13 protein-coding genes are annotated in these 12733 nt (G+C 63.1%); 8 read left to right on the forward strand and 5 right to left on the reverse strand.

Going from position 1 to position 12733, the window contains the following annotated elements:
* Positions 1–34: 34 nt before the first annotated feature.
* Positions 35–1090, reverse strand: a complete 1056-nt coding sequence (locus tag ACLEJQ_RS13905) for a haloacid dehalogenase-like hydrolase (RefSeq protein ID WP_440795850.1) — start codon at positions 1088–1090, stop codon at positions 35–37.
* Between the two features lie 242 nt (positions 1091–1332).
* Between ACLEJQ_RS13905 and ACLEJQ_RS13910 the strand changes: the two genes are divergently transcribed.
* Positions 1333–2724 (forward strand): L-cystine transporter, encoded by a 1392-nt coding sequence (locus tag ACLEJQ_RS13910; RefSeq protein WP_440795852.1) that lies wholly within the window; start codon positions 1333–1335, stop codon positions 2722–2724.
* 109 nt (positions 2725–2833) lie between these two features.
* On the opposite strand, the gene ACLEJQ_RS13915 is transcribed toward ACLEJQ_RS13910, so the two are convergent.
* Complete coding sequence (locus tag ACLEJQ_RS13915) at positions 2834–3346, reverse strand: dihydrofolate reductase (RefSeq protein WP_440795854.1); 513 nt, start codon at positions 3344–3346, stop codon at positions 2834–2836.
* 96 nt (positions 3347–3442) lie between these two features.
* On the opposite strand from ACLEJQ_RS13915, the gene ACLEJQ_RS13920 reads away from it, so the two are divergent.
* Positions 3443–4810, forward strand: coding sequence for a DUF2868 domain-containing protein (locus ACLEJQ_RS13920; protein WP_440796175.1), 1368 nt, complete (start codon positions 3443–3445; stop codon positions 4808–4810).
* Positions 4803–6179, forward strand: a complete 1377-nt coding sequence (locus tag ACLEJQ_RS13925) for a GTPase/DUF3482 domain-containing protein (protein WP_440795856.1) — start codon at positions 4803–4805, stop codon at positions 6177–6179. Before ACLEJQ_RS13920 ends, ACLEJQ_RS13925 begins: the two co-directional genes overlap by 8 nt.
* A 161-nt stretch (positions 6180–6340) precedes the next feature.
* On the opposite strand, the gene ACLEJQ_RS13930 is transcribed toward ACLEJQ_RS13925, so the two are convergent.
* The gene (locus tag ACLEJQ_RS13930; RefSeq protein WP_440795858.1) at positions 6341–6832 is read right to left on the reverse strand and encodes a DUF523 domain-containing protein; all 492 of its coding nucleotides are present in this window, start codon (positions 6830–6832) and stop codon (positions 6341–6343) included.
* Positions 6833–6834: 2 nt separating this feature from the next.
* A complete protein-coding gene (locus tag ACLEJQ_RS13935; protein ID WP_440795860.1) occupies positions 6835–7464 on the reverse strand; it encodes a 2OG-Fe(II) oxygenase in 630 nt (209 codons plus the stop codon).
* Between the two features lie 140 nt (positions 7465–7604).
* Here ACLEJQ_RS13935 and ACLEJQ_RS13940 point away from each other — a divergent pair, with 140 nt between their 5' ends.
* Positions 7605–8348, forward strand: a complete 744-nt coding sequence (locus ACLEJQ_RS13940) for a hypothetical protein (protein WP_440795862.1) — start codon at positions 7605–7607, stop codon at positions 8346–8348.
* 133 nt (positions 8349–8481) lie between these two features.
* On the opposite strand, the gene ACLEJQ_RS13945 is transcribed toward ACLEJQ_RS13940, so the two are convergent.
* The gene (locus ACLEJQ_RS13945) at positions 8482–9429 is read right to left on the reverse strand and encodes an alpha/beta hydrolase (protein ID WP_440795864.1); all 948 of its coding nucleotides are present in this window, start codon (positions 9427–9429) and stop codon (positions 8482–8484) included.
* A gap of 108 nt (positions 9430–9537) precedes the next feature.
* Between ACLEJQ_RS13945 and ACLEJQ_RS13950 the strand changes: the two genes are divergently transcribed.
* The 4 genes from ACLEJQ_RS13950 to ACLEJQ_RS13965 all read left to right on the forward strand — a co-directional run bounded on the left by ACLEJQ_RS13950 (position 9538) and on the right by ACLEJQ_RS13965 (position 12710).
* The gene (locus ACLEJQ_RS13950; protein WP_440795866.1) at positions 9538–10113 is read left to right on the forward strand and encodes a DUF6436 domain-containing protein; all 576 of its coding nucleotides are present in this window, start codon (positions 9538–9540) and stop codon (positions 10111–10113) included.
* A 394-nt stretch (positions 10114–10507) separates the two neighbouring features.
* Positions 10508–11431: a sigma 54-interacting transcriptional regulator gene (locus ACLEJQ_RS13955; RefSeq protein ID WP_440795868.1), complete on the forward strand. Its 924-nt coding sequence runs from the start codon at positions 10508–10510 to the stop codon at positions 11429–11431.
* A 9-nt stretch (positions 11432–11440) separates the two neighbouring features.
* The gene (locus ACLEJQ_RS13960; protein WP_440795870.1) at positions 11441–11734 is read left to right on the forward strand and encodes a hypothetical protein; all 294 of its coding nucleotides are present in this window, start codon (positions 11441–11443) and stop codon (positions 11732–11734) included.
* 58 nt (positions 11735–11792) lie between these two features.
* Positions 11793–12710, forward strand: coding sequence for a type III secretion protein (locus ACLEJQ_RS13965; RefSeq protein WP_440795872.1), 918 nt, complete (start codon positions 11793–11795; stop codon positions 12708–12710).
* Positions 12711–12733 lie beyond the last annotated feature (23 nt).

Here is a 12733-nt window from a genome sequence, read left to right on the forward strand (position 1 = left end):
CTCGCTCCCACAGATGGCTTTAGGTTTACCTGGGTTACTGGATATCTTCCGGCTTGACGATCACCCAGTTCTTGTCCGCCGTGACCGGCAGGCCTTCCTTGGCCTGGGCGGCGGCGTGCTTGGCCATCATGCCGTTGATCTGCGTCATGTACTTGTCCTTGCGGTTGACCCACAAATGGATGCCGCCCTTGGCCACGTCCACATCGTGGAACAGCATGTAGCCGTCGCTGCTCGGCGTGTCGCCGGCGACGAGCACCGGTTTTTTCCATTCATCGATGTAGGTCAGGATCGCCGCATGCTTGCCGGCCATCCAGGTCGCCGGGGTCCACAGGTAAGGCGTGTACTCCAGGTCCAGGTTGGCCTTCTCGTCATACTTGCCGGCAGTGATCTGCTTGCGGGCGGTGGTCAGCTCGCCGCTCTTGCGGTCCTTGAGCAACGTGGTCACGCCGATGACGTTCTGGGGCTTGAGGTTGTAGCCATACTTCGGATCGGCGGCGACCATGCGCACAAGCTCTTCGGAGGCGGCGGTCATGACATACACCTCGATGCCATTTTCCATCAGCTTGTTGTACAGCTCGGTCTGGCCGGTGAAGACTTTCGGCGGGTTGACGTTGTAGTTGACCACCTTGTCGCCGTCGTAATAGGTGGTCGGCACCGGCTTGCCGGAAGCCATCAACTCGTCGACATAGCCTTTGAGTTCCTTGAGGGTAAAACCTGCAAACACCTGGGCCACCCACGGGTAGCAGACCATGTCGTCCACTTCACACAGGCGATAGTAGTAACTGAACAGACTTTCCTTGTGATCGGCCGTGTCCTTGAACGGCATCAGCTTCAGGGACGGATCCAGGGTTTCGCGAGTGATGAGCCCTTTGTTCTCCATGAACGGCAGCAACGATTCCTCGAGGTCGTAACGGTAACTGGTGTTGTCCATGTCGAACACCGCGTAGTTACCCTTGTTGGCGTTGGCCGCGATCATCGCGTCCAGGGCCTTGGCCTGCTCTGCCGGCCAATGCTTGAGTTCAGCGGCGAGGACCTGGCCGGCCAGGCCCAGGCTCAAGGCGACAGCGAGAAAACGAGGTGCGAGCTTCATCGGCATTTCTCCCAGGTTTGAAGAACCCGACGCTAACAAATGCCTGTGACAGATATCGCCTGCCCGCGACCGCTTGCGTCTTGATCGCGTCAGCGACATGTCCGTAAACGCCACAGCCTTATTCCATAAACGACAATCTACATGCTTTTTTAGTATTAATTCATTAGTAATCAGGCTGTTAGGCTCCCCGGTTCGCAGTCGCGGCTTCAAGCGACTGGCACAAGTCTTATCGGAGTCTTTTGATGAATCTGCCGCTGATCCTCAATCTGCTGGTATTTCTCGCCCTGCTGTTCGGCCTGGCGCAAACCCGTCATGGCAGTTGGAGCCTGGCGAAAAAAGTGCTGTTGGCGCTGGTGCTGGGCGTTGTGTTCGGTATCGCCCTGCACACGATCTACGGCGCTGGCAACCCGGTGCTCAAGGCGTCCATCGGCTGGTTCGACCTGGTGGGCAACGGTTACGTACAGTTGCTGCAAATGATCGTCATCCCGCTGGTCTTCGCCTCGATCCTCAGCGCCGTGGCCCGCCTGCATAACGCCTCGTCCCTGGGCAAGATCAGCTTCCTGACCATCGGCACGCTGCTGTTCACCACCGCGATCGCCGCGCTGATCGGCATCGGCCTGACCAACCTGTTCGGCCTCACCGCCGAAGGACTGGTGGCCGGCACCCAGGAACTGGCGCGTCTGCAAGTGATCCAGAGCGACTACGCCGGCAAGGTCGCCGACCTGAATATCCCGCAGTTGCTGCTCTCGTTCATTCCGCAGAACCCCTTCGCCGATCTGGCCCGGGCCAAGCCGACCTCGATCATCAGCGTGGTGATTTTCGCGGCCTTCCTCGGTGTCGCGGCCTTGCAGCTGCTCAAGGATGACGTGGAGAAAGGTCAGAAAGTGATCAACGCCATCGACACCCTGCAAAGTTGGGTGACACGCCTGGTACGCCTGGTGATGAAGCTGACCCCTTACGGCGTGCTGGCACTGATGACCAAGGTGGTGGCCGGCTCCAATCTGCAGGACATCATCAAACTTGGCAGTTTCGTGGTGGTGTCATACCTGGGGCTGGGCCTGATGTTCGTGGTCCACGGCTTGCTGGTGTCCGCCGCCGGGATCAACCCGCTGCGGTTCTTCCGCAAGATCTGGCCGGTACTGACCTTCGCCTTCACCAGCCGCTCCAGCGCCGCGACCATTCCACTGAGCATCGAAGCCCAGACCAGCCGCCTGGGTATCCCACGGGCGATCGCCAGCTTCAGCGCTTCGTTTGGCGCCACCATCGGCCAGAACGGCTGCGCCGGTCTCTATCCGGCGATGCTGGCGGTGATGGTCGCGCCGACCGTGGGCATCAATCCGCTGGACCCGCTATGGATCGCGACGCTGGTGGCGATTGTGACCTTGAGTTCGGCCGGGGTGGCGGGCGTCGGTGGCGGCGCGACATTTGCCGCGCTGATCGTGCTCCCGGCCATGGGCTTGCCGGTTTCGCTGGTGGCGCTGCTGATTTCCGTCGAACCGTTGATCGACATGGGCCGTACGGCACTGAACGTCAGCGGCTCGATCACCGCCGGGGCGATTACCAGCCAGGTGATGCAGCAGACTGACAAGGCGTTGCTGGATGCCGAGGAGCATGCTGAGTTAGTGCATGCCTGATAGACCGCTATCGCAAGCAGGCTTGCTTCCACAGGGTTCGAGGTGAACACAGCAGTCACTGTCACCGCTGGACACTGTGGGAGCGAGCCTGCTCGCGATGCTCTGGCCGTTAACGCTTTTCCCACACCTCAAAACTGTACGCCGGCTTATCCCCTTCCGCCGGATTCGGCTGGTTCGAAACCAGCTTCCACTGGCTCGAATCGAACTCCGGAAACCACGCATCCCCTTCCGGGCTCAGCGCCACGCGCGTCAGGTACAGCCGATCGGCCTGTTCCAGCGCCTGGGCGTACAACTGAGCACCACCGATCAGCATCAACTCATTAACGCCTTGCTCCTGGGCCCATGACTCGGCCCGTGCCACGGCAGCTTCCAGGGTGGAGAAGACTTCCGCCCCCTCCAGCACCAGCCCAGGCTGGCGACTGACCACGATGTTCAAGCGCCCGGGCAACGGTCGGCCCAGGGAATCCCAGGTCTTGCGACCCATGATGATCGGCTTGCCCAGAGTGGTGGCCTTGAAATATTTGAAATCCCCCGGCAGGTGCCAGGGCATGCGGTTGTCGACGCCGATCACACGGTTTTCACCGAGGGCTGCGATCAGACTTAAAGGGAGAGTTTTTTTCATGATGGCGAGGATACCAGAGCCCCGGCGTACCCCGACAGGCGCCACAGCGGTTATCCTCAACGCTCATTTGCAACGGAAGCGCCCGTGACTGGACCTCTGACTGAACTGCAAAACCTCTGGCTGACCGAGACGATCCGCCTGCGTGAAGAGCACGCCGGGCCGCTGGAAGACCAGGAGGCCAATCGCCTGGCCCGTGCGGCGGGCGGCGATTTATCCAACCGTATCCGCCAGCGCGCCCTGGGCCTGGCCGAGCGCGACGGCCTGACCCAGGCCTTGCGCCACTGGCTGCAAGGGGCGCGCCTGGCGCTGCTGGTATTGGCGCTGCTCGCCATTGTCAGCGGTGCCGGCCTGGGATTCGCCGCACTGGGTGACGGGCAGACGCCGGTCAACGTGTTCTGGGCCTTGGGCAGTCTGCTGGGGTTGAACCTGGTCCTGCTCGTCGGCTGGACGCTGGGGCTGGTATTCGCCGGTGAGCAAGGCGCCACGCTGGGGCGCCTGTGGCTGTGGCTCAGCGAAAAACTCGCCCGGGATGCCAAGGCCGCCCAACTGGCACCGGCGTTGTTGCTATTGCTGCAACGGCGCAAGCTCAATCGCTGGACCCTCGGCACGCTGGTCAACAGCTTGTGGTTGCTGGCGATGCTCAGTGCACTGGTCATCGTATTGGTGCTGATGGCGACCCGGCGCTATGGCTTTGTCTGGGAAACCACAATTCTTGGCGGTGAAACCTTTGTCGCCCTGACTCGAACTCTGGGCGCGCTGCCGGCGCTGCTGGGGTTCAGCGTGCCGAGCATGGACATGATCCGCGCCAGCGGCGACGGCGCGCTCAATCTCGAAAGCGCACGCCAGGCCTGGGCTGCCTGGCTGGTCGGGGTGCTGCTGGTCTACGGCGTGCTGCCGCGCCTGTGCCTGGCGCTGCTGTGTCTGTGGCGCTGGCGACGTGGCCGGGCGCTGCTGCGCCTGGACCTGAATCTGCCGGGCTACGCTCAATTGCGCGAGCGCCTGATGCCCAGCAGTGAGCGGCTGGGCGTCAATGACACCGCGCCTGCGCAGTTGCATCGGGTCGAACCGGCAATCGGTACGCTACAGAGTGACGGCGCGCTGTTGGTCGCCATCGAGCTGGATGACCGTCCCTGGCCGCCAAAACTGCCGGACACAGTAAAGAACGCCGGCATCCTCGACAGCCGCGAGTCCCGTAACAGACTCTTGGAACAGTTGTCGCGCTTCCCGCCCGCGCGGCTGGCGATTGCCTGTGACCCTCGGCGCTCGCCGGACCGAGGCAGCCTGGCATTGATCGCCGAGCTTGCCCGCAGCGCCAGCGCCACCCGCGTCTGGCTGTTGCAGGCACCGCCCGGCGAAGCGCTGGACGCCGAGCGCCTGGGAGACTGGCACACCGCGCTGCAACAACTGCAACTGCCCTTCGCCGATTGCGCGCCGTTGAACTGGTTGGAGAGCGGCCATGACTGATCCGATCAAGCCGCTCAAGTTGGCCGTGGTCGGCCATACCAATGTCGGCAAGACCTCATTGCTGCGCACGCTGACCCGTGACGTCGGCTTTGGCGAAGTCTCCCACCGGCCCAGCACCACGCGGCATGTCGAAGGTGCGCGTTTGTCGGTGGACGGCGAAGCGCTGTTGGAACTGTACGACACACCGGGCCTGGAAGACGCCATCGCCCTGCTCGATTACCTGGAGCGGCTGGAGCGTCCCGGCGAGCGCCTAGACGGTCCGGCGCGCCTGGCCCGCTTCCTCGATGGCAGCGAAGCCCGGCAGCGTTTCGAGCAGGAGGCCAAGGTACTGCGACAGTTGCTCGCCAGCGATGCCGGCTTGTACGTCATCGATGCCCGCGAGCCAGTGTTGGCCAAATATCGCGACGAACTGGAAGTGCTCGCCAGTTGTGGCAAGCCGCTGTTGCCAGTGTTGAATTTCGTCAGCAGCGCCAACCACCGCGAGCCGGCCTGGCGCGAAGCGTTGGCTCGGCTGGGGTTGCACGCCCTGGTGCGCTTCGACAGCGTGGCCCCGCCCGAGGACGGCGAGCGCCGCCTGTATGAGAGCCTCGCGCTGTTGCTTGAAAGCGCCCGGGGACAACTGGAGCGGCTGATCGCCGATCAGCAGACCCAACGCTTGGCGCGCCAGCAGAGCGCGGCGCGGCTGATCGCTGAATTGTTGATCGATTGCGCCGCCTGCCGCCGCAGCGTCGCCAGCGACCCGGAACTGGAACGCCAGGCCATCAGCGAGCTGCGCAACGCGGTGCGTCAGCGCGAGCAGCGGTGCGTCGAGGCCTTGCTCAAGCTTTTCGCTTTCCGCGCCCAGGACGCGGCGGCCAGCGATCTGCCGCTGCTCGACGGGCGTTGGGGCGATGACTTGTTCAACCCCGAGACCCTCAAGCAGTTGGGGGTGCGCGTCGGCGGCGGGATCGCGGCGGGCGCGGCGGCCGGTGCCGGCGTGGATCTGCTGGTGGGCGGCCTGACCCTTGGTGCCGCCGCGCTGGCCGGCGCCATCGCCGGCGGCGCCGTCCAGACTGCCCGCAGCTACGGCAACCGGTTGCTGGGCAAACTCAAGGGCCAGCGGGAGCTGACGGTGGACGACAACGTGCTGCGCCTGTTGGCCCTGCGCCAACGACAACTGTTGCAAGCCCTCAACCAGCGCGGCCATGCGGCACTGGACCGCATCCGCATCGCCACACCCGAGGAGGACAAGACCTGGCGCGAAGGCAAGCTGCCCGACGCCCTGACCAAGGCCCGCGCTCATCCCCAATGGTCCGCCCTCAACCCCGAGGCGCGATTGAGCCAGGCTGAGCGACAGGAGCAGATCGAGCAGTTGGCTGGGCAGTTATAGCCACCCAAAACTGTGGCGAGGGAGCTTGCTCCCGTTCGGCTGCACAGCAGCCGCAAAACCACTGCACGCGGTGTATCTGATGAAACGCGGCGAGTCGTCTGGGGCTGCTTCGCAGCCCGGCGGGAGCAAGCTCCCTCGTCACAAAAGGCGGTTCGACTAGGTTATTCCTTGATCAAAACCTTCAGCGTCGCCGCGGCTTGCGGCAGTTGCAACTCGTTGAACACTTGCACGCCATGGCGCTTGAGCAGCGCAGCAGTGACGCCTTCGCCACTGACTTTCACGCCGGCAAACGTTCCGTCGTAGGTCAGCAGGTTGCCGCACGACGGGCTGTTGGCCTTGAGCACGGCGATCCGAATGCCATGTTCGCGGACCAGTGCCAACGCCTGGTGGGCACCCGACAGGAACTGTGCGCTCACGTCCTCGCCGTCTGTGGTGATCACCGCCACCTGGCCGTCGAGCACCTGAGCGCCTTGTCCGCCGGCAATCTCCGCAGCCGCCCTTGGCGTGGGCAGGCCGCCGGCGACTTCGGGGCACAGCGGCACGACCCGGCACTCGTCGAGCCACTGCTGAAGTTGATCGAACGGCCCGCTGGCGCCGCCGTCATAGCGCACACGGTGACCGAGCAGGCAGCGGCTGACCAGGATCTTTTCCATGTTCAGAACAACTCGTTGCCGCGGCGCCGGAACCAGCCGGTCAAGGACAGGCGATCGCGATTGGCCGGAAGGACTTCATGGGGGATATCGCCCGACAGGAACACCACCAGGCAACCACCCGTGGGCAGCACGTCATGTTCAGCGTCCTGCAGGTACATGCGCAACTGGCCGCCCTGGTCCGGCAACCAATCGTCATTGAGGTAGAGCACCGCCGACACCATGCGCCGGTCGTCGTCGCGAAAGCGGTCGACATGCCTGAGATAGAACGCACCGGGTGGATAAAGGGCAAAGTGACTCTCGAAGTCTTCCAGGCCCAGGAACAGCGCCCGGTTCATCGCCTCGCGCAGACTGTCCATCAGATCCAGGTAGCTATCACAGGCCTGCGCCTGGCCGGGCTCGATCCACTGGATGCGATCACCACGAATGCCTTCACGGATTTCCGAGAACGGTCCGCGTCCGACTGCCGCCGGCGCCAGTTCGCCTTCGGCGGCGCGCTGGCGACACTCGGCCGCCAGGGCGCGGGTCAGGGCGTCCGGCAAGAAAAAGTCCTGCTGCGACCAGCCACGCTCGGCCAGGTCGTCCACGATACGTAACAGCAGCGGATGATCAGAAGATATTTGCATGGCGCGCATAGTATGCCTGTGCCGGTAAAACCGACAGCGCCGCGCAGCGGTTCCGGTGCTCCGGATCGCAGTGGCGTACGAACTTGATACGAATTCTCGACAAGACCCCACACCCCACGGAGAATAGTCGGCTGCTGACAGGAGTCCCTATGCGTCGTTTGCTTTTCTCACTGTTGATGTTCTGCGTTTTGCCCGCCTGGGCAGACAGCTACGACCAGTTGTATCAGGTCGCTGGCTGGCCGGAACAGCGCGCGCATTTCAACGATGCCTTGAGCGCCGCACAACAGCGCTATCAGAACAGCCTGCCACCGGCGGTGTTCCAGGCGCTGGTGACCAACAGCAATCAACGCTTCGCGCCCCAGGCCATGGACCAGCGCGCCGAGACGCAGATGCGCAAGAACCTCCGCGACCCTACCCCGGCCCTGAACTTTTTCCAATCGCCCCTGGGCCGCAAAGTGGTGGCGGCCGAGCTGCTGGCGACCCGGCGCGATCAGTTGGCGAAGAACGCCAGGGGCCTGCCGAAGATGCAGGCCAGCGATAACCGCCTGTTGATCATCGGCCACCTGGCCCAGGCCCTGCCGGCCCGCGAAGCCGGCGCCGAGGTCAGCCTGGCGATTGCCGGCGTGGCGGCCGACAGCCTGAGTTCGATGATCCCCGGCCTGCTGGGTGGCGGCCAGGCCCAAGGCATGCTGAATGATCAGCGCCAGCGGCTGATGGAGCAGATCGGCGCCGACCTGAACAACACCCTGCTGTACGTCTACCGTGACCTGAGCGATACCGAGCTGGAAGAGTTCGCCACCTTTGCCGAATCGGCCGAGGGCCAGGCTTACTATCAAGCGGCCCTGGCGGCGATTCGGGCGGGGTTGGCGGTGGGGCAGAACCTGGGGCAGTAGATAGAACTGCAGCGCCTGGAATTACGCCATCGCGAGCAGGCTCGCTCCCACATTGGATCGTGGCCGGTCGCAATATTCGATTTCACCCAATCCCCCTGTGGGAGCGAGCCTGCTCGCGATAGCCGTGTCTCGGTCACCCCCGAAACCGACTCATCCGCTTGCTCAAGAACCCGAACATCTCCTGACGCAACGCCAGCGCTTCGTTCGCCAGGTGATGCCGGCCCTCGGGCAGCATCAAGACCTGTGGCCGGTCGAACTTGCTGCGCAGCACTTGCAGGTTGTGCGTCCAGTCCACCGTCATGTCCGCCTGCCCTTGCACGATCAACGGCTGGCGCGAGCTGCTGGGCGCGGCTTCGATACGCTTGATCCATTGCGCCAGCGCGCCCACCCACGCAGTGGGCAGGCGCAGCGGTTGCAACGGATCGGCTTGCAGGAACGGCAGGAAACCGGGGTCGGTGGAGTTTTCACTGAACCGCCGGGCGATGCCGTTCACGAAAGGCTTGAGCAGGTAGTAGCTCAAGCGCGACCAACCCCATGCCCGCGGCCGCACCAGAGGCGACAGCAGGATGACCTGGCCCTGGGCCGGGCTCTGCGCGCCGTGATTGAGAACATGATCGACCACAATCGCCCCGCCAGTGCTTTGCCCACACAGATGCCAGGGCTGCGGCAACTCCAGCGCCGCAGCCTCGGCCAGCAATCCCTGCAACGTAGCTTGGTACTCGGCAAAATCACCGATGCTCGCCCGCTCGCCGCTGGACAAGCCGTGGCCTGGCAAGTCGCAGGCAATCACCACGAATTTCTGCTCCAGGCCCCATTCGATCAGGTGTCGGTAAAGCCCCATGTGATCGTAGTAGCCGTGGAACACGAACAGGGTCGCCACGGCCTTCTGCGGCCACCAGACCTGAGCGACCAACTCGTAGCCCTCGATCCCGAAGCATCCAAGGCCTGTGCGCAACTGACGCCCGGGAAAATCCAAGCCATAAAAACGCTGGTAAGCCTGCGCCTGCTCCGATAACGGTTGCCAGCGCACCAAGGGTTGCAGGCTGGCACGCAGGTGATCGGGGTCGAAAGTGGCAGGCATCGGGATTTCCAGGCAAAAGCGCATCGCGCAAAACGGACTTTGTCAGCGAGCGATATTCATCTGTCGCGCCAGCCATGGCAAGCTACCCGCCCCCAGAGGATCGATCCCATGCGCCCGTCCCACCGCACGACCCTGCTTGCCAGCCTGCTCGCCCTCGGGTGCGCTGCCGTGTTGTGGGTGGCTTATGACTGGTTTCAGGGGCGATTCCTGCGCGCCTTCAGCCAACACACGGCGGTGTTCTCCGGCGACCCCTTGCGCCTGCCCGAAGCACTGGCCGGCCCGGGCGCGATCCGCCTGGTGCATTTCTGGGACCCGGCGTGCCCGTGCAACGTCGGCAACCAACAGCATCTTTCCGAACTGGTGGATAAATACGTACCGCAAGGCGTCGAGTTCTACGCGGTACAAAAGACCGGCAGCCAGGGCCGACTGCCCGACACCCTGAACCGTCTCAAACCCCTTGCTGCACTCCCCGGTTCAGAGCAGCTTCCCGCCAGCCCGGCCGTGGCGATCTGGGACCGCAGCGGCCAACTGGCGTACTTCGGCCCTTACAGCGAAGGCCTGACCTGCAACTCGAACAACAGCTTTATCGAGCCGATCCTGGAAGCGCTTAGTGTCGGGCGCAAAGTTAACGCCGCTAACACACTGGCGGTCGGCTGTTATTGCCCCTGGTCAACTCCAAAATGATTAAGTCGGACTACGAAACGTATTTCAAAACACTCTTGCGTAGAACTAAACAAATCGAACATTTGTTTGATAGTAGAGCGTTTGCTCCAAACAGGCGCTTGCGCTGAACCGTTTGTCGGATCCAATTTTCAAAAAGCTCTCCCGGATCCCCCATTTTTTGGCCAAACCCCATGCCAGACGGGTCGCGAACGGGTGCCCAGGCTTTTCGACCGTTGAGCTGAAACGATTAACATCTGCCCCGGGTGCATGAACTTTTTTTTAATCGGTTCTCTAAACCTCCGTAGCAAACAGAACGTTGGTCTCAAGTCGGTCATGCCGCGGCGCGGGTAAGTTCCACGCGCCTTTGATCTTTAAATTTGTCGACCTCCTAACAACAAGAATGGAATCGTCAGTGATGCAAAAGATGCTTTGCGCTGCACTTTCCACTACCCATAAAGAGGATGTTCTCAACCTTGAGGCGTTCGCCCAAAGTGTCGCACCGCTCATGGTCGACGTGCTGTTGCGCGGCGAAACCGGCACCGGAAAAGACACGCTGGCGGAGAAAATCCACCGCATGTCCGGTCGTTCCGGCAAGTTCGTCGCCATCAACTGCGCGGCCATTCCCGAGAGCCTGGCAGAGAGTCAGCTCTTCGGTGCCAACACCGGTGCTTTTACCGGCGTGAGTCAAAGCCGCGCCGGGTTCGTCGAGGCCGCGCATAACGGCACGCTGTACCTGGACGAGGTCGATAGCATGCCCCTGGCGCTGCAAGCCAAGCTGCTGCGTGTCCTGGAGTCCAGGACCGTGCAGCGGCTGGGTTCGACCCAGAACATTCCGGTGAACATGCGGGTGATCGCCTCCGCCCAGTGCCCTTTGGGAGAGATGGTCGAACGGGGCGAATTTCGCCGGGACCTGTACTTCCGGCTGAACATCGTCAGCCTCAAGCTGCCGCCCCTGCGCAGCCGCAAGGAGCGCATCGTACCGCTGTTCCAGTCGCTCGTACGCCGGGAAGCCAAGGCCCTGGACCGGCCTTACATCGCGCCGTCGCCGGAGCTGCTGTGCCAGCTGATCGGCTACGCCTGGCCCGGGAACATCCGCGAACTGCAATCCGCCGCCAAGCGCTACGTGCTGGGCCTGGCGGCGCTGCCCCGCACCGAACAGTCGGAGCGCTGCAACACCACGCTCAATCTGAAGGAGCAATTGCAGCAGTTCGAAAAAGTGCTCATCGAAGACTGCATGCGTCGCCACCATCGGCACATCGACAAGGTCATCGCCGAGCTGGGCATCGCCCGGCGCACGCTCTACTACCGGATGAAATGCCTGGAAATATCGATGAGTTGAGTGCCCGGCGTGGAACCGTTTCCGCCTGCGCCGCCACCTAACCCTCGAGACACTCACAACCGTCTCGCCATTCCACAATCCGGAGATACGACTATGAGTTTTGGTGGAGCTTCCCTTGCGGCCTCCATGGCGGCCATGCAGCAGATGGACGCTACCTCGGCCGCGATGACGACCATGAAATCCGAATTCGATCAGAAGAAACTGATCGCCGACACCATGAACGCCATCTCGGCAGAGTCCATGGACAGCGCCACCAAGGCCATCACGGCCATGGGGGAGGCGTCCAAAAACATACGATTCTGACAACCCGCTTCAAGCCCCGCCGCGGCGGGGTCTTTTCAAGCGCGATGAGATCAGGCCCATGCATATCGATCGGCTGAACAGCCTCCGTCCCCCCCTAGCCCTCGCCCATGACGACCTCACTCAGCGCCGCGTCCCGGTTTCCCAAGGCCTGGCAGACGCGGTGATCGAGCACCTGACGCAGCACGCGGGCAGTGGCCGGTTGAAGGAGTCGATCGTTCGATGGAGCGGCGAACACGACTCGACAGGCGGGCGAGCTCCCTTCGGCTGGCAGCCTGCGCAGCAGGGGCAGGCGGCGGAAACGGAGAACCCGCTGAATCTGGTGCTGGCCGACATCCTGGAAGAGATCAACGGCGGTACCGGCCAGAACCTGGAGGTCGATATCGACGACGCATACTCCGACGAAGACCTGTTTGGCGACCTGGCGCAAATGTTCGCCCATCGCCGCCCGCCTATCGGCGACAACGACGTCGGCAGCCAGAGTGATTTCGGCAGCGCGAACAACCCGTTCTGCGGTGCCCTGTTCGGCGGCTGGGAAACAGAAGGTCCGCTCGATCGGCATGGCGCGAGCCTGCGGCTGTTGCTCAGGCTCATCGCGGTCCTGGGCCGGCGCAAGCTGCTGTCGCTGCTGGATATCGACGACAGCGCGGGCCAGGCGCGCTATGAGCCGGACGATCAGGACCTGATGTTCGAGATCGCCAGCTTCATGGACCAACACCCGCTGCGCTACCCGCCACCCGTCTCCCACGACGGCCAGGGGTGGACCTGGACCGAGCGCGTTGCCCTCGGTACACCGCTGGAAGCCCGGGAGACCCGGTTGTTCCAGCTGGCCCTGGAACAACTTGACCTGGCGCTGGCTCGCCTTGCAGGCCAGTACCCGGTCGCGCGCAGGCGGGCAAGGCGCGGCCGCGAGGAAATCGAGTTTCACCTGAGCGTCACCGGCAGTGCCCGCAACGTCCTGCGGCTGATGTGCGCCTGAAGCCATCCGCCCTTTTTGATTCT

The sequence above is a fragment of the Pseudomonas sp. SMV71 genome (assembly GCF_052042015.1).
Taxonomy (GTDB): Bacteria; Pseudomonadota; Gammaproteobacteria; order Pseudomonadales; family Pseudomonadaceae; genus Aquipseudomonas.